Genomic DNA, 16,407 nt, shown 5'->3' on the forward strand with positions numbered 1-16,407 from the left:
GAATTATTTTGTCCCCAAATATAGGAAAAACATTGCTATGATTATTAAAACAAGGTCTATCGCTTTTCCTTTTAAGTTTTTTTCATGGAATAAGAGTACTCCTCCGGCAAAAGAAACAAGCACGCTGCTGCGCCTTACTATAGATACGATTGAGATCATTGCATCCGGGTCTGTAAGGGCATAGAAGTACACAAAGTCCGCTATCGTAAGGAAAACAGAAACTAAGATAATACTCCATTTCCATCTGAAAGGAGTGTTGTTCTTTTTTTTAGGATACCATAATACAATCATCACGATCAGCATCAGCAGACATTGGTACGAGTTGAACCAGAATTGAACTGCGGTAGAACTGAATTTCTGCATCAGAAATTTATCGTATAGCCCGCTTGCTGTACCGGCTATAGCAGCCAGAATCATAAAGAGTATCCATTTGTTTTTGTGAAAGCTGATTCCCTCTTTTTTGCCCGAAAGGGATAACAGGAAGAATGAAATAATAGTGATAATCACCCCTATCCATTGATATAAATTGAGCCTCTCACCGAATATCAGCAATGCTCCCACCAGAGTCATAACGGGGCGTGTGGCGTTTATGGGCCCTGTAATTGTCAGGGGAAGATGTTTGATAGCGAAATAGCCGAATATCCATGATGTAAGTACAATAACCGACTTTACAAAAATATATCCGTGAGTTTCTATCGACACCGATGGAACATATCCAATTGTTCCGTACAGAGAATCGGGTGATATTTTTGATATAACGACCAACGGAAGCAGCAATAAGGAACAAAAAAGCGTGTTAAGAAATAATACGGGAATTACTGCATTTCCATCTACTGATTTTTTTTTACAAATATCATAGCATCCAAGGAAGAACGCTGAAACAAAGGCGAGAGCTAGCCACATTTATTTAAATCTTATTATCTACGAAATTCGTTCTCTTTCTTTTTTCATCACGAAGTTTAGCCATGTATAGCCGATAATACCTGAAGCCAAAGAGGCCAGCAGTATCATCAATTTTGATTCGTTGATATAATGTATATCATCGAAGGCAAGAAGGGTAATGAAAATGGACATTGTAAATCCGATTCCTCCAAGCATGCCGGCACCCAATAGCCCCTTCCAATTGATTCCTCTTGGCAAGGCACAAATACCTGTTTTCACAAAGATAAAGCTAAAGAGAGTGATTCCGATTGGTTTTCCTACAATGAGTCCTAGCAGGATACCCTGTGCGAAAGGTTCACCTATGGACTGATCCCAGTTTCCTTCTATTATCATTGCTGTATTGGCCAAAGCAAACAAAGGTAATACTCCGAAAGCTATAGGGTAGTGCAAAAAGTGCTGCCAACGATTCGACATGCATTTCTTTTCCCTTTTCTTGAAAGGGATCGTTATAGCTAATAATACACCTGCGATAGTGGCATGTACTCCCGAGTTGAGCATAAAATACCACATGACGATCCCCCCGACAATGTAAGGGATCATATTATTGACATGGAATTTTTTATTCAACAATAATAAAAGAACAAATATTCCTAAAGCCATCAGCAAGCTAACCCACGATAGAGAGGATGTATAAAATATGGCAATTACGATAATTGCTCCCAGATCGTCAATTACAGCCAGAGCCGTGAGGAACACTTTCAAGGAAGTAGGCACACGATTGCCCAACAGGGATAAAATACCCAATGCAAAAGCAATGTCCGTAGCCATCGGAATACCAAAACCCGATAGGGTAGGTGTGCCGTGGTTGAGAAACATATAAATACCTGCGGGTACTAACATGCCGCCTAATGCGCCGGATATGGGTAACATCGCACGTTTTATATTAGATAGCTCTCCTTCGTATATTTCCTGTATAAGTTCAAGTCCTACCAACAGGAAGAATACCGCCATCAAACCATCGTTTATCCATTCGGCAACGCTATGGCTTCCTACCCCAAATTCCCAGATGCCTCTGTATTGTTCTCCAATCCATGATGAGTTTGCCAAAAGTATGGAGACGATTGTGCAAACAATAAGCACAAGTCCTCCTGACTTTTCACTTTCCATGAACCCTCTTAATGTCCTACCGCTAAGAATATTTATTCTCATTGTATAAAAATGTCATTATTGTATTCTATTTCTTCTAAAAAAAGAGCATGTCCCGGAACGGATATTCCGGCTTCACCTCTGTTTTTAGCCTCTATAATCCTTCGCATTTCTCCCGAATCTATCTTCCCTTTTCCTGCTTCCAGCAATGTGCCCACTATGGAGCGTACCATATTGCGCAGGAAGCGATTTGCCTTGATGGTGAAGATGTAATCATTGCCTTTTTTCTCCCATTGCGCAGCTAGAATGGTACAATTATTCGTCTTTACATCGGTGTGCAACTTGCTAAAACTCGTAAAGTCTTCATATTCGAATAAGATATCAGCACATGCATTCATCTTATCTATATCAAGATTTCCATGTACTTTATATTTCAAATGATGTAAGAAAGGATCTTTTTCTGTAGTGATATAATATCTGTATAGCCTGCTTGTTGCATCAAAACGTGCGTGAGCATCGGGTTTTACCTTTACAATATTATATATCGAAATATCTTTAGGGAGTATGCTATTTAATTTTTTGGCGAGAAGCGGTAAATCAAGATTTTCAGTCTCATAGTCAAAATGTGCTGCCATCATTCGCGCATGCACACCCGCATCGGTACGCCCCGCACCCACTATTGTTGTCGGAGTACGCAGTAACGTTGTGAGAGCCCTCTCTATGGTTTCTTGTACCGATACACCATTCGGCTGTATTTGCCAACCACAGTAATTTTCTCCATTGTATGCAAGGTATATAAAGTAACGTTTCATATTTTTAGCAGCAGCCAATTGCTTATTTAAAAATTATCTTACCGTGATATGAAAGCAAGATTGCTTTCTCTCATGTTTGATATAGCATCTGTCGCGTTCATGCAGATCATGCAAAACCTGCCCCAATATGGCTTTTAGTCTGCCGTCGTCCAAAACCCGGCTGTCTGTTGGGTTCACTTTGTCAAATCGTGTCCACGCTATATCTATTGTTGTTCCATAACGGTGTGCAGAATTATCACTTGCATTTCTATTTCTTCTGCTTAGCCCTTTTACATCATCATTGGTGCGTGTTATGCTCGTAATGATCGGTTTATAAAGCGGCATTTTTTTACTGATGAGCGAGTCTCTGAAGTTGATACAGATTTCGGATAGTAAATTTGCTGCTTTAGGAACTAGAAAAGGCATTGAGTGTGTAAGTTTATCAACACGGTAAATGTCCAGTTCTATTGGGATACGTACAAGCTTGTCCTGATATAATGCAGTGTCTGCTCTTGTCTCCAAAGGTCCTACGCCGTTTGCTTCGGCGGCCTCGATATGTAAGTCCGGTAAATCGTTGAATGTGAGATTGTAATTCCCGTTGAAACGAGTATATTTCTTTGGCTCGGTTGGAACCTCTTCTTTATTTTTTCCTTTTGTGCTGCAACTTATTAAGAATAGAATACCAACGGAAAGCATCCAGATATATCTCATAAAATAATTATCGTTTAGAGTTGTATATATAAATTGATTGTCTAATAAAGCTTACAAAGGTATAAAATAACAGGATTTTGTCGGTAATTAATTCTTATTTTTGCATTATGATAACAATTAGCATATAATGGAAAAAATTGTCAGCCTGCAAAATGCGAGGATAAAAAATATTGTAAAGCTTTCGAAAGCAAAAGAACGGAGAGAGCAAAATTTATTTATAATAGAAGGGGCTCGCGAATTAAATCTTGCTCTGATGGCGGGCTATGAGGTTGACTCGGTGTTTGTATGTCCCGAACTGTTTGTGAAAACAGATTATCCCCATGTTCTTGAATCTGTATCTGACAATAAAAAATTTGAAGTTTCGGAAGCCGTTTTCGAAAAAATAGCCTATCGTGAAGGCTCTGACGGGCTTTTAACTTTGGCTAAACCCAAAGGACATACGTTGGCAGACCTTAACCTTTCAGATAACCCGTTCCTTATTATACTCGAATCTGTAGAAAAACCCGGTAATTTAGGCGCTGTTCTACGTACGGCCGATGCAGCTCAAGCTGATGCTGTAATTGTTTGCGATCCTGCCACTGATATCTATAATCCGAACGCAATACGCTCCAGCGTAGGATGTCTTTTTACTGTGCAGACAGCCGTTTGTACATCTCAGGAAGCATTGAGCTATTTGAAAAGTAAAAATATAAAGGCGTTTGCTGCTGAACTGAATGCTTCACAATGGTATCAGGATACTGATTTTACTAAACCCTCTGCTATCGTTATGGGTACAGAAGCAGATGGATTGACTCACTTTTGGCTCGATAACGCCGACTATCGTGTAAAGATTCCAATGAGGGGTAAGATCGATTCTCTAAATGTATCTGTCTCTACCGCTATCCTTACTTTTGAGGCGATGAGACAGAGAGGTTTTTAAACTTCCGGAACCTCCCATAATGACTTGTCTTTAGCATTTGCTATTGATATATACGTAGTCGACAGGATAAAAGCATGAGTAGGCTTATACTTATTCTGTATGTATAAAATTCCTAAAAGTGATAAAACCAAAGGAAAATCTTATGTATTCAATATTTTTATGCTAAATTTGCACACTTGTAATATTTGTGTGCAAATTTAGTTTATGGCCATAAACAAAACCCGAAATATCCTGATAGATGTAGCTCGTCAGCTATTTGCAAGGTTGGGGGTGGAAAATACCACCATGAATGATATTGCAGTAGCTTCGCACAAAGGGCGGAGGACACTATATACATATTTCAATAATAAGAATGAGGTGTATCAGGCGGTTCTGGAGACGGAGCTCGATCAGATGTACCATGCTTTGCAGACTGTAGCAAATAAGAATCTTCCTGCAGACGAGAAACTTCTTTTGTTTTTTTATACGCGATTTGATGCAGTGAAAAATGTTGTGGCAAGGAATGGTACATTGAAAGCCGATTTCTTCCGTGATATCTGGCGTGTGCAAAATGTAAGGAAATCGTTTGATAGAAAAGAAATTCAGGTACTGAAAGATATTCTGAACAAAGGAGTGGAAGAGGGTACTTTCGAGATGCCCGACACTCAAGCTACAGCTGAAATACTTCACCATGCGCTCAAAGGATTGGAAGTACCTTACATCAGAGGGCAGATTAGAGCAGAGAGCCTGCAAACCGAATCCCAAAGAGAAAATATTGCTTACCTTATATTTGAGGGAATAAAAAAGAAGAAAAAGTAGATTGTAAACTATATAAATTTAATTTATACTTTAAATTATGAAATTACTAGAAGGTAAAACCGCTATTATTACAGGTGCAGCTCGTGGTATAGGTAAAGCCATCGCACTTAAATTTGCAGAGCAGGGAGCAAATATTGCATTTACTGACTTAGCTATAGATGACAACGCAAAAGCGACTGAAGCAGAGATTGAAAAATTTGGAGTGAAAGCAAAAGGATATGCATCTAATGCTGCAAATTTTGAAGACACTCATAAAGTGGTAGAAGAAATAGCTAAAGATTTCGGACAGATAGATATTCTTGTAAATAATGCAGGGATTACCCGTGACGGACTGATGATGCGTATGACTGAACAGCAATGGGACATGGTAATCAATATAAACTTAAAGTCTGCATTCAACTTTATTCACGCACTTACTCCAATATTTATGAAGCAAAAGAGCGGAAATGTCATAAATATGAGTTCTATCGTTGGGCTTAACGGTAATGCCGGACAAGCTAACTATTCTGCATCTAAGGCAGGGATGATTGGCTTGGCTAAATCTGTCGCAAAAGAACTCGGCTCGAGAAATGTTCGTGCAAACTGTATTTGTCCGGGATTCATCATTACAGAAATGACAGGAGTATTGTCTGAAGATGTAAAGAAAAAATGGGCAGAGCAAATTCCGTTACGTCGTGGAGGAACACCTGAGGATGTAGCGAATGTTGCTGTATTCCTTGCATCGGATTTGTCCGCTTATGTTACAGGAGAAGTTATTCCTGTAACAGGAGGTATGTAAAAACATATTGTATCAAAATAGAAACGGCTTCAAATTATATTGAAGCCGTTTTTTATTATTATGTTGTCCAATGATTCGTTTTTATTTTATTTCTTCAACGACAGAGCTACTTTCCATATTTCTTAAAAATACGCCGGTCCATTTTCCATGTATATCTTTGTAATCAAAAGAACCATCGTCTGCCACTAGACGAATGCGATATGTGGCTGTTATTTTATTTTGATATATCGTCACATTAGTAGTTAACTTGCTATGTGGTGGTAATGTTGTAGATTCTTTAACCTTTGTGGAAGGTTCTAGCTCTACTTTTTCTCCAATGCGTAGCGGAGCTTCTTTACCCGAATAATAAACATAATCAGAAGATAAGAGACTGATCTCAGATGGTATAGAGACAGTATAATCTTCACCCATTAATTGGGCTAATAGTTCTGCATCCTCTGAGTTATGAAAATGGGAATAGTCTTTAATGTAATCTTCTGATTTATTTGTTATTATAGCTGGTTCGTCTACGTTGTTATGGATAGAGATGCTTCTATGGTCTTCTATTACCTCTTGTTTATCTCCCTCCTCTAACTTCCACATAATAGAATGAAATGTGTATGTTTTATTTTCTTCTAGTAAGTCTTTATCATTGCTGCAGGATATAAAAAGACAGGACATAAAGATGAAAAGAAGTAATATTTGTGAATAAGCTTTCATAGTATTAATGTTAATTTTTAATCTATTTGTTAAAGATATACATTCTTTATTAATTAAGCCATGCTTGAAAGATCTTTTTCTTTAATAAACTATTACCCAAAAATTGATTATACCGATTTGGAATAACGTTTCTCGTTATTTACCATCAGTTTATCCAGCGAAGCAGCAACATTGCGGACAAAGGGAGCAGCTTCCGGTAATACAGTAATGTGATCTTCCGAAAATTCAATAATTCCATCTTTTTGAAAATCAAAGAGTTGCTCTTTGTTGTAGTTCAGGGCATTTCTTACTTCCTTTTCAGACATATTCATTCGGTTCGCTATATCCGACCAACTTACTGTATAGTTACACATTAGTGAAGCTATTACTTCACGGGTAATTTGCTCTTCCTTATTCAGTATATACCCTTTAGTTATGGGATATTTACCCTCATTTACTGATGATATATATGTGTTCAGATCTTTTGCATTTTGGCTGTAGGCTGTAGAAAGTTGGCTGATCCCGGTATTTCCGAATGCATAAACCTGACCTGTGGTGCGTCGGGTGCAGTATCCTTGAAAGTTGCGATGCAGTGATTTTCTTTGTAAAGCCTCGTAGAGCTCATCGTTTGCTAATACAAAGTGGTCGAGCCCTATCGTTTTATATCCAGCATCGATTAGCAATTTCTTAGCTGTTTCGTATATTTCGTTTTTTGTAGAAACTGATGGTAAGCCTACCTTTTCAAGATTTTTCTGTAACTCATTCACCCAAGGAACATGGGCGTAAGAAAAAGTGACAATCCTGTCCGGCTTGAGGGATATTGCCTTATTAATGGTTTCTGCAAAAGATTCAGGAGTCTGTAGAGGTAGTCCGTATATAAAATCCATATTTACAGATATACCTTTACTCCTGAGTATGTGTATTATATCCTCTATCGCCATTCGTGATGGCTTACGGGCGGAAGCCTTCAAAACCTCTTCGTTAAAATCTTGAATGCCAATGCTTATTCGATTGAATCCTGCATCAATCAGATCATTCCAATAGTCTTCATCCAGATATCCGGGATGACATTCTATGGCAATTTCCGGATTTTCGATGCATTCAAACTCGGATAAGATTATCCGGTTGATTTCTTTTAGTACGGAGACAGGCTGTGACGTGGGTGTTCCTCCTCCATAGTGTATTTGTGATATTTTACGACTATGGTCGAGTAGGGGAAGCACCATCCGTATCTCCTTTTTCAAGGTCTCTATATACTTTTTTACTACATTTTTGTCTTTGAGCAACTGTGAATTACAGCCGCAATAATAGCACATGTGATAGCAAAAAGGGATATGTATATAGATGGATATATGCTGAGGGTTTTGTTTATTCGATTGTATAATAGCCGCCTTATATGAATCGGCAGTAAATGATTCATTGAAAAGGTTAGCCGGAGGGTAGCTTGTATATCTTGGAACCGGGATGCTATATTTATTCAGTAATTCTTGTTTCATTTTGTTCTTTCGGTGCTTTAAGTTTGAATGCAAATAAGATAAATGCCAGAGATATGGCTGCGATACACATTTCCACAACAAAGAGTCCTTTGTATGTTATCATTGCTGCTATTTTACCGGAGCTTACACCCATAATAATTCCGCTCAGGTGTGTAATCACAGTTTGTATTGTAAAGTCTGTTCCTTCAAAACCCGGGCGTACACAGTCCATAGCTGTGGTATATACAACAATGACCGCCATACCATAACTTGCCCAAAGTAATGAGATGCCTAAATGCAGAGTTGCTATATTTATAGGAAGAGCAGATACTAACAGGCAGAAATAGATAGTGGTAATCAATGTGAAAACGGCAAACAATATTCGAGCGGAATGTCTACCTATTTTTCGAACGATAAAGCCTCCCCCAAAAGAAGCAAGGCAGCCAATAGATGTACCTACAATCCCCGACATGACGCCTATTTCTTTCATGTTGTAGCCATAGTCTACCAGCATGGGCTTAAGCATGGCTAACACTCCAATAAGACCTGCATAATATACAAATAAGAAGACAACTTGTTTCCAGATACCTTTTTGTTTGAAAAAGCCAAGAAGATCGTCGGGGGTTGGCTTCTTCTCTTGTTTTGCTTTTATGATTACTTGGTTATTTCCCCTCTTGAAAAATATTAGAGGAATCAGAGCTATAATAACAAATACAGCAAGGAATGGCAATAGATTTCCCCACCCGAATTTATGATAGAGTAACAATAATATGCCGCCGCCAATCATAGCACCTGCAAAGTTTCCCATCGACTGCATACTGTTTGCAAGGCTCTTATCCTTTTTACTAAAAGACAGAACAGCAAGAGAGTCGGTTGCAATATCTTGTGTGGCTGAAGCGATAAAAGATAATACTACAAGCCCAATGATAAGATAAGGTGTGGTTTGAAAATCGAGAAAAGAGACAGCAAATATGATGGATGCATATATTAATTCTGAGGAGAAAATCCATCTTTTAAAATCACCTATTCTAAAAGTAGAACGGTCGACCGCAGGAGACCATAGAAATTTTAGTATCCAAGGGAGTTTTAGCAATTGGAGCATACCTATACTTTCGAGCGAGAAGTTCTGTTGCCGCATAATTACAGGTATCACCGTAGAGAAGAAACTCATCGGTATAGATTGTGCAATGTACAGGCAAAAGAATGTAAATAGCTTTTCTCCTTTTTGAATGTTTATTCCCATATTAGAATTTAAGGTTCAGATTTAATCCACATGTGAAAGGCTTCCCTTTTTGTACAAAATTATTACCTGATGTTGCGAAGTAATATGCGATGTAATCTTTAGAACCTATATTTTTAGCCCACAAATCTAGTGAAAATTGTTTTTTAACGAAAGAAACTTTCCCATTATACACTCCATAAAATGGTTGTTCGACATCGTTGGCATCATTCCAATATAATTTACCTACTCCTGTATATTGAGCGTTAAGCACAACATTGTCGAGCCATCTCAGGTTTGTGGCTATGGTGTAATTTGCAGATATCGCCAATGTATGCTTAGGCACCATGAGCAAGTAATTATTATTATAATTTACCGTTTCGCTTTCTTTATACTCTTTGTATTTAGCATGCGTATAACCATAGGCTATCTGGAAGTTCAGATTTCTCGAAGGGTTTATCTGAGTTGTCAATTCAAAGCCTTTGCTTTCCGATTTCCCTGCATTGCGAGTCAAAAAACCTTGCCCTGTGGGTTTAACCTGCGAAATCTGTTGGTTGCTCCATCTAATATAAAAGAGGCTGAAATCTACGAAGAGCAGATTATTCAGAAAGCTTGATTTTGTTCCTAATTCGTAAGACCAGCTATATTCAGGATCAAACGTACGGTCTTTATCTTCATCGGCCGTATTGTTGAAACCTCCTGTTTTATATCCTTTACTTACAGATAAATATGTCAATCCATCCTGATTGTACGCATATTGGATAGATGCTTTTGGTGTAATTTGAGAAAAATCGTCCTTAGCCTTTACTTCGGGATCGACAACAGGGTCTACATTCGGATTTGCAGTGATGCGTATCAATGAAGATTTTGTTTTCTCCCAGTCGTAGCGAATTCCAAGTGTCGCAGATAATCCTGGGATGAAAATATCATTCAAAGTAGACTGGTGATATAGGGCGATTCCTTCGGTCGGATTGTTTACATTTTGGATTGCATGTTTTCCCGATGTGCGATAGTCGGTATCGTTTGTTTGGAAATAATTCTGGTGGAATCCAAATACTCCAAACTGCCATTTGTACTTGCTGTCTTCTTTTATTGATTTGATATTAAACTCCTGAGAGTACATTTGCTGACGGTGATAGAAGTTTACGTAGTAAAGGTCTTTGGGCGAAAAGTCCTGATCGATACCTTGTTTTCCATCATAAAACTGAAAAGAAGATTGCGAACTCAGTTTGAAATTGTCTGTCACATATTCTATATTCAGTCCATTGTTAGACATATTACGACGGTAGAAACTCCGTTCATTATAATTTATATCTTCTATTTTGCCCGTTTTTTTATCATAGATACGGTAAGGATAACCATCCTGATCGGAATATTCATAAGCAAAAATAAGGTTCATCGTCAACCGTGGCATAATACGCCAACTTAGTCGGGCACGAGTAGAAACACCATCAATCGGGTCGGCTCGTTTTCCTGTGGTTTTATTCATAAAGTAACCTCCCGAATGGGAATAATTACCGGATAGAGAATAGCCTATTTTATTATCTACATTTCCATAATGTGAAATTCCCGTCTGATAAGTATTGTAATTACCGGCAGAGAGATTCAAGTAAGTTCCTTTTGTCTTTAATGGGGATTTTGTGAAAACATTAATGATACCCCCCATGGTATTCCTGCCATAAATAGTCCCTTGTGGCCCTCGCAGAACTTCAATACGGTCTATATCGCTAATGTTCATATCAAAAGTTGAGCGGTCGAAATACGGCACTCCATCTACATATAGCCCTACAGAAGGGGTGTTTTTTGCAGCCCCTATTCCTCGTATAAAAACCGGGCAGTACATTTTAGAGCCATAGTCTACCATGAATAGATTGGGTACAAAAGCCGTCACCTCTTTTATGTTGGTTATATTGTTTTCTTTAATAATACTTTCAGATAGAACGGATGCCGAGACAGGTTGTATCGATAAATCACTATTTTGCTTAAATGATTCTATTACAACCTCTTTTGCTGTGTATTTCATTTTGATAGAATCATTATCAATGACGATATCATCAGCATAAGTATTATTGATAATGGCACAGAATAAGAGGGTCAAAAAGAGAAAGGACTTTGATCTCATTATTTCTTAATGTGTTGATATTTATAGTTTTTAGTTGATCTGCAAATGTATGAAAACTTAAAATAGCAGTCAATCACTAGATGTAGTGATATTTTTTATTCTCAGAATAAGCCTAGAATAGGAATATTGAACGTAAACGGGTGGTTAGATGAATGAAATTAACTAAAAGAAAACCTTGATATTATTATTGTATTTCGTCTTTCGGGATGGAGTTTTCGATCTCCATTCCCTTAATTTTCAAAAACTTTACTTACCTTTGTTTGATTTTAAGACGTTAAGAAAAAAATTTATGATTAATCCGATTACAAAGAGTATCGATTTAGGTGATGGAAGGACTATCACCATTGAAACCGGAAAATTGGCAAAACAGGCTGATGGGTCTGTAATGGTACGGATGGGTAATACGATGTTATTAGCCACTGTATGTGCCGCAAAAGATGCAAATCCGGGTGTTGATTTTATGCCTTTACAGGTAGAGTATAAAGAAAAATTTGCAGCATATGGCCGCTTCCCGGGAGGTTTTCAACGCCGAGAAGGACGTGCTTCAGATTACGAAATATTGGTTTGCCGCTTGGTAGACCGTGCACTTCGTCCATTGTTTCCGGACGATTATCATGCCGAAGTATTTGTTAATGTGACTCTATTCTCTTCCGACGGTGAAGATATGCCTGATGCATTGGCCGGATTGGCAGCTTCGGCAGCTTTAGCTGTTTCAGATATACCGTTCAATGGTCCTATCTCAGAAGTAAGAGTAGCTCGTGTTGATGGACAATTCATTTTAAATCCAACATTTTCTCAACTAGCTAAAGCTGATATGGATATCATGGTAGGTGCTACTATTGATAACATTATGATGGTGGAAGGTGAAATGAAAGAAGTTTCGGAAGCAGAAATGCTGGAAGCTATCAAGTTTGCTCATGAAGCGATTAAAGTACAATGTCAGGCTCAGATCGAATTGATGGAGCTTGTTGGTACTACAAAAAAACGTGAATATAGCCACGAAACAAATGACGAAGACCTACGCAAAGATGTTTGGGAAAAATGTTATGATAAAGCTTTTGCTGTAGCAGCATCAGGAAATACAAACAAACATGAGCGTGTAGATAACTTCAAGGCTATAGAAGAAGAATATAAAGCGAACCTTACTGAGGAAGAGCTTGCAGAAAAAGGTGCATTGATTTCTCGTTACTACCATGATGTAGAAAAAGAAGCGATGCGTCGTTCTATCTTAGACGAAGGAAAACGTCTTGATGGTCGTACAACAACAGAGATACGTCCTATCTGGAGCGAAGTAGATTATCTTCCGGGAGCTCACGGATCGGCTGTTTTCACACGTGGTGAAACACAATCATTGACAACTGTAACATTAGGTACAAAGCTTGATGAGAAAATCATTGATGATGTATTGAACAATGGTAAGGAGAGATTCTTGCTACATTATAATTTCCCTCCGTTCTCAACAGGAGACGCAAGACCACAACGTGGAGTAGGTCGTCGTGAAATCGGTCATGGTAATCTTGCACACCGTGCATTGAAACCAATGATTCCTTCCGATTACCCTTATGTTATACGTGTGGTATCTGATATATTAGAGTCGAACGGTTCTTCATCTATGGCTACAGTTTGTGCCGGTACATTGGCATTAATGGATGCAGGGGTGAAGATCAAAAAGCCGGTGACAGGTATAGCAATGGGACTTATCTCAGAGAAGAAAGGTACTAACTTTGCTGTACTTTCAGACATTTTGGGTGACGAAGATCATCTGGGAGACATGGACTTTAAGGTTTGTGGAACAAAAGATGGTATTACAGCTACTCAGATGGATATAAAAGTAGATGGACTTTCTTACGAAATTCTAGAAAAGGCATTGAATCAGGCTCGTGAAGGACGTTTGCATATTATGGGTAAAATCCTTGAGACATTACCTGAACCACGTGCCGACTTCAAAGAAAATGCTCCACGTATCGAAGTGCTAATTATCAGCAAAGAATTTATCGGAGCTGTAATAGGACCCGGTGGTAAAATCATTCAAGGTATTCAGGAAGAAACAGGAGCAACTGTTACTATCGAAGAAATTGATGGTTATGGACGCGTTGAAGTTTCAGCTACTAACAAAACTGCTATCGAAGCTGCAATGGCTAAGATTAGAGGAATTGTTGCTGTGCCGGAAGTAGGAGAGGTATATACTGCAAAAGTACGTTCGGTAATGCCTTACGGTGCATTCTGTGAATTCCTTCCAGGAAAAGACGGATTGCTTCATATCTCTGAAATTTCGTGGGATCGCGTAGAAGACATGGAAAAAGTAGGATTGAAAGAAGGTGATAAGATTGAGGTGAAACTCATCGATATCGACCCTAAGACAGGTAAGTTCAAACTGTCTCGTAAGGTTCTTCTTCCTCGTCCTCCAAGACCAGAGAAGCCTGTACAGAAGGCAAACGGAGATGCTCCGGCAGAGGCTTAAGCGCATAAGAAATCTTATATATAATAAAAACCCCGATTGGTTACCAATCGGGGTTTTTTATTTATCGATATTTTATCTTTTAATAGAAATACAGATTCTTTTGATGATTTCTCTCCCAAGTAATATTTACAATTACGAAGTCTTTATTTCTATATCGGCAGTATCTTCATCTTCATCCTCATCTTCCTCATCAGTTTCTTTCGGTGCAGGTTTTACCATAAAGCGGCTCAATTCAAAGAGCAGATAAAGCGGCACAAACACGACAGAAAGGGTAAATGGATCTCCTGATGGAGTGATTACAGCAGATAATACCAATAGTCCAACAATGGCATGCCTTCTAAATTTCTTGAAAAAAGATCTATTTAAAAAGCCCAATTGAGATAAAAGCCATGATACCAAAGGAAGTTCGAATACAATTCCCATGATGAATATCAATGTAAGGAAATTATCCATATACGAATCGAGCGAAATTGTATTCTCGATCATCTCACTTAACTGGTATGTCGATAAGAATCGGAATGTCATAGGAAATACAAGAAAATATCCTACAGCACATCCGATAAAGAACATACCTGTTCCGAACAGAAATACCCATCTGATACTCTTCTTCTCATTAGAATAGAGAGCAGGGCTTACAAAGCGCCACACTTCAAATGCAAGGTATGGGAATGTCAATATTAGAGCAAACCAAAATGAAGTGGTCATGTGCCTGAAAAACTGCGAAGTAAGATTATAGTTTATAATCTTAATATGAAATGTATCATCGCAAAAGTCGGGCATAAAGGGCACGGATGATGTCACATAACATAGATATTTATACAATACAAAGTCGGCACGGGTAGGACCCATTATCCAGCTGTCGTATATATACGGCATGATTGCAAAACCAAGTATCGCAAAAACAAATAAGGCAATGATAGACCTGACAAGGGTCCACCGTAGTTCTTCTAAATGATCCCAAAAGGACATTCCTCCACTGTTCTCTTCCATAGAAGTATACTACATCAATCTTTTTTAGTTGTTGTATCGTTATCCCCGGTTATATCATCTTCTATACCTTTAACTCCCTCTTTGAAGTTTTTGATACCTTTCCCTAGTCCTTTCATTAGTTCAGGTATTTTGCGTCCCCCGAAAAGTAAAAGTACAACTATGGCTATGATGATGATTTCACCTGTTCCCAGATTTCCTAAAAATAATAAGGTATTCATGATTTTTGTTTTTTTAGTGCTTTATGATATTATTTCTGTTAGATTGTTTTCAGTTGACAAAATAATACAAATAATATCTAACAAAGCGGATATGTTTTAATATTTATTTCTTTTTAACACAGTAAGAAAGGCATCTTATTCGTCTCCTTGAATGATCTTGTCTTCTAATGCCGGAGTACAGTACATTTTATACTCTCCATCCTCGTCACAGATAAATATAGCCTCAATCTCAGCGTTGTTATTTATCCATTCCAACGACTTCTCTACTCCCGCAACCAGAAATGCTGTGGCATAAGCATCTGCTGTGAGGCAGTCGTTCGCTATCACTGTTGTGGATAGTAGATTATGCTGTGCCGGATAGCCCGTTGCCGGATTGATTGTATGCGTTATTTTTTCTCCATTTTCGATATAAAATTGTCTGTAATTTCCGGAAGTCGCTATTCCTTTATTTGTAATTTGTAAAATAGCTTGCATATCCTGTCCCGGAATGAGGTTGCTTTCGGATGGGCGGTCAATACCTATTCTCCAGTCTTCGCCATGAAGGTTTTCTCCTCTTACTCGAATTTCTCCTCCGATCTCTACAAGATAATTAAGGCATTTATGCTGTTCCAAGAATAAAGCTACAATATCAGCAGAATATCCTTTTGCAATAGCATTTACATTCAATACAATGTTGGGATGATCTTTTACAATGCGTCTGTCCTTGATGCTTATTTTGTCCATTCCTATATACTTCCTCATCTCTTCTATCTCCTCCTTATTGGGCGGACATTTTTCTTGAGAGCTAAATCCCCAAGCCCTGAATAGCGGCTCTGCCGAGATATCGAAAGTATTTTCTGTGTGGGCACTTATTTCTTTTGCTTTGTTGAAGACTGTATAAAAATAATCATCTATTTCTACGTCTTCATTTCTGTTGACTCGCGAAATAATGGATTCATTGTCATATACCGATAATGATTTCTCAAAGTTGGCAAGCAACTCTTCTATTTCGGGTTGAAAATCTCTATCTTCACTATCTTGATATATAATATTATAACTGGTTCCTTCGGCTCTACCTTGTATATTGTAGTAGAAGGAGCCGTTGTCGGCCATTATTGCGTTCATCTATTCGCTTATATACTTTTTTAGCGATGCGGCTTGTCATAATGAACGGAGAGAAGAATTTCTTTAAAGAAATATACATTAGCTAAATAGATCTTCAAACCACTCCGTCCAATCT

The 16,407-nt window shown here is 38.2% G+C and carries 15 protein-coding genes; 4 read left to right on the forward strand and 11 right to left on the reverse strand.

The genetic code is table 11. The features are described 5' to 3' along the window. Window positions 1–3: 3 nt before the first annotated feature. From PKC55_RS09205 to PKC55_RS09220, 4 genes are read right to left on the reverse strand one after another with little or no spacing between them, the layout of a single operon-like run. Entirely contained in the window at window positions 4–903 is a 900-nt protein-coding gene (locus PKC55_RS09205; protein ID WP_291124015.1) for an EamA family transporter, read from the reverse strand. Between the two features lie 18 nt (window positions 904–921). After that, window positions 922–2,091, reverse strand: coding sequence for a Na+/H+ antiporter NhaA (nhaA, locus tag PKC55_RS09210; protein ID WP_135106591.1), 1,170 nt, complete (start codon window positions 2,089–2,091; stop codon window positions 922–924). Next, on the reverse strand, window positions 2,088–2,840 hold the full coding sequence (gene truA, locus PKC55_RS09215) for a tRNA pseudouridine(38-40) synthase TruA (RefSeq protein WP_324372780.1): 753 nt from the start codon (window positions 2,838–2,840) through the stop codon (window positions 2,088–2,090). The genes nhaA and truA overlap by 4 nt, the downstream gene beginning before the upstream one ends. Window positions 2,841–2,873: 33 nt before the next feature. Continuing rightward, window positions 2,874–3,530: a DUF5715 family protein gene (locus PKC55_RS09220; RefSeq protein WP_006841542.1), complete on the reverse strand. Its 657-nt coding sequence runs from the start codon at window positions 3,528–3,530 to the stop codon at window positions 2,874–2,876. Window positions 3,531–3,657: 127 nt separating this feature from the next. Between PKC55_RS09220 and PKC55_RS09225 the strand changes: the two genes are divergently transcribed. From PKC55_RS09225 to fabG, 3 genes are all read left to right on the forward strand, one after another. After that, entirely contained in the window at window positions 3,658–4,449 is a 792-nt protein-coding gene (locus PKC55_RS09225; RefSeq protein ID WP_291124018.1) for a TrmH family RNA methyltransferase, read from the forward strand. A 204-nt stretch (window positions 4,450–4,653) separates the two neighbouring features. Then, window positions 4,654–5,247, forward strand: coding sequence for a TetR/AcrR family transcriptional regulator (locus PKC55_RS09230; protein WP_291124020.1), 594 nt, complete (start codon window positions 4,654–4,656; stop codon window positions 5,245–5,247). 37 nt (window positions 5,248–5,284) lie between these two features. Then, complete coding sequence (gene fabG / locus PKC55_RS09235) at window positions 5,285–6,025, forward strand: 3-oxoacyl-[acyl-carrier-protein] reductase (RefSeq protein ID WP_283685639.1); 741 nt, start codon at window positions 5,285–5,287, stop codon at window positions 6,023–6,025. Window positions 6,026–6,106: 81 nt separating this feature from the next. On the opposite strand, the gene PKC55_RS09240 is transcribed toward fabG, so the two are convergent. The 4 genes from PKC55_RS09240 to PKC55_RS09255 form a co-directional block, all read right to left on the reverse strand. Further along, the gene (locus PKC55_RS09240; RefSeq protein WP_291124023.1) at window positions 6,107–6,607 is read right to left on the reverse strand and encodes a hypothetical protein; all 501 of its coding nucleotides are present in this window, start codon (window positions 6,605–6,607) and stop codon (window positions 6,107–6,109) included. A gap of 224 nt (window positions 6,608–6,831) precedes the next feature. Next, window positions 6,832–8,199: an oxygen-independent coproporphyrinogen III oxidase gene (gene hemN, locus PKC55_RS09245; RefSeq protein WP_291124025.1), complete on the reverse strand. Its 1,368-nt coding sequence runs from the start codon at window positions 8,197–8,199 to the stop codon at window positions 6,832–6,834. Beyond that, window positions 8,177–9,421, reverse strand: a complete 1,245-nt coding sequence (locus PKC55_RS09250; protein WP_291124027.1) for an MFS transporter — start codon at window positions 9,419–9,421, stop codon at window positions 8,177–8,179. Before PKC55_RS09250 ends, hemN begins: the two co-directional genes overlap by 23 nt. A 1-nt stretch (window position 9,422) precedes the next feature. Next, on the reverse strand, window positions 9,423–11,519 hold the full coding sequence (locus PKC55_RS09255; protein ID WP_291124029.1) for a TonB-dependent receptor: 2,097 nt from the start codon (window positions 11,517–11,519) through the stop codon (window positions 9,423–9,425). A gap of 289 nt (window positions 11,520–11,808) precedes the next feature. Between PKC55_RS09255 and pnp the strand changes: the two genes are divergently transcribed. Then, window positions 11,809–13,980: a polyribonucleotide nucleotidyltransferase gene (gene pnp, locus PKC55_RS09260; RefSeq protein WP_283685644.1), complete on the forward strand. Its 2,172-nt coding sequence runs from the start codon at window positions 11,809–11,811 to the stop codon at window positions 13,978–13,980. Window positions 13,981–14,112: 132 nt separating this feature from the next. Here pnp and tatC read toward each other — a convergent pair whose 3' ends face one another. The 3 genes from tatC to PKC55_RS09275 form a co-directional block, all read right to left on the reverse strand. Then, entirely contained in the window at window positions 14,113–14,970 is an 858-nt protein-coding gene (gene tatC / locus PKC55_RS09265; protein WP_135106611.1) for a twin-arginine translocase subunit TatC, read from the reverse strand. A gap of 14 nt (window positions 14,971–14,984) precedes the next feature. Then, a complete protein-coding gene (gene tatA / locus PKC55_RS09270; protein WP_006841533.1) occupies window positions 14,985–15,188 on the reverse strand; it encodes a twin-arginine translocase TatA/TatE family subunit in 204 nt (67 codons plus the stop codon). A 135-nt stretch (window positions 15,189–15,323) separates the two neighbouring features. After that, window positions 15,324–16,292: an FAD:protein FMN transferase gene (locus PKC55_RS09275; protein ID WP_324372787.1), complete on the reverse strand. Its 969-nt coding sequence runs from the start codon at window positions 16,290–16,292 to the stop codon at window positions 15,324–15,326. Between the last annotated feature and the right edge of the window lie 115 nt (window positions 16,293–16,407).

Origin of the sequence: Dysgonomonas sp. (assembly GCF_035323175.1) — a bacterium.
In the GTDB taxonomy this organism is placed as follows: domain Bacteria; phylum Bacteroidota; class Bacteroidia; order Bacteroidales; family Dysgonomonadaceae; genus Dysgonomonas.

Bases quoted from the DNA above. Each gene is read 5' to 3' on its own strand.
- tatA (WP_006841533.1), bottom strand. From the start codon at position 15,188: ATGAATACCTTATTATTTTTAGGAAATCTGGGAACAGGTGAAATCATC.
- PKC55_RS09205 (WP_291124015.1), bottom strand. From the start codon at position 903: ATGTGGCTAGCTCTCGCCTTTGTTTCAGCGTTCTTCCTTGGATGCTAT.
- nhaA (WP_135106591.1), bottom strand. From the start codon at position 2,091: ATGAGAATAAATATTCTTAGCGGTAGGACATTAAGAGGGTTCATGGAA.
- PKC55_RS09220 (WP_006841542.1), bottom strand. From the start codon at position 3,530: ATGAGATATATCTGGATGCTTTCCGTTGGTATTCTATTCTTAATAAGT.
- hemN (WP_291124025.1), bottom strand. From the start codon at position 8,199: ATGAAACAAGAATTACTGAATAAATATAGCATCCCGGTTCCAAGATAT.
- truA (WP_324372780.1), bottom strand. From the start codon at position 2,840: ATGAAACGTTACTTTATATACCTTGCATACAATGGAGAAAATTACTGT.
- PKC55_RS09255 (WP_291124029.1), bottom strand. From the start codon at position 11,519: ATGAGATCAAAGTCCTTTCTCTTTTTGACCCTCTTATTCTGTGCCATT.
- PKC55_RS09240 (WP_291124023.1), bottom strand. From the start codon at position 6,607: ATGTGGAAGTTAGAGGAGGGAGATAAACAAGAGGTAATAGAAGACCAT.
- tatC (WP_135106611.1), bottom strand. From the start codon at position 14,970: ATGGAAGAGAACAGTGGAGGAATGTCCTTTTGGGATCATTTAGAAGAA.
- PKC55_RS09275 (WP_324372787.1), bottom strand. From the start codon at position 16,292: ATGAACGCAATAATGGCCGACAACGGCTCCTTCTACTACAATATACAA.
- PKC55_RS09230 (WP_291124020.1), top strand. From the start codon at position 4,654: ATGGCCATAAACAAAACCCGAAATATCCTGATAGATGTAGCTCGTCAG.
- fabG (WP_283685639.1), top strand. From the start codon at position 5,285: ATGAAATTACTAGAAGGTAAAACCGCTATTATTACAGGTGCAGCTCGT.
- PKC55_RS09250 (WP_291124027.1), bottom strand. From the start codon at position 9,421: ATGGGAATAAACATTCAAAAAGGAGAAAAGCTATTTACATTCTTTTGC.
- PKC55_RS09225 (WP_291124018.1), top strand. From the start codon at position 3,658: ATGGAAAAAATTGTCAGCCTGCAAAATGCGAGGATAAAAAATATTGTA.
- pnp (WP_283685644.1), top strand. From the start codon at position 11,809: ATGATTAATCCGATTACAAAGAGTATCGATTTAGGTGATGGAAGGACT.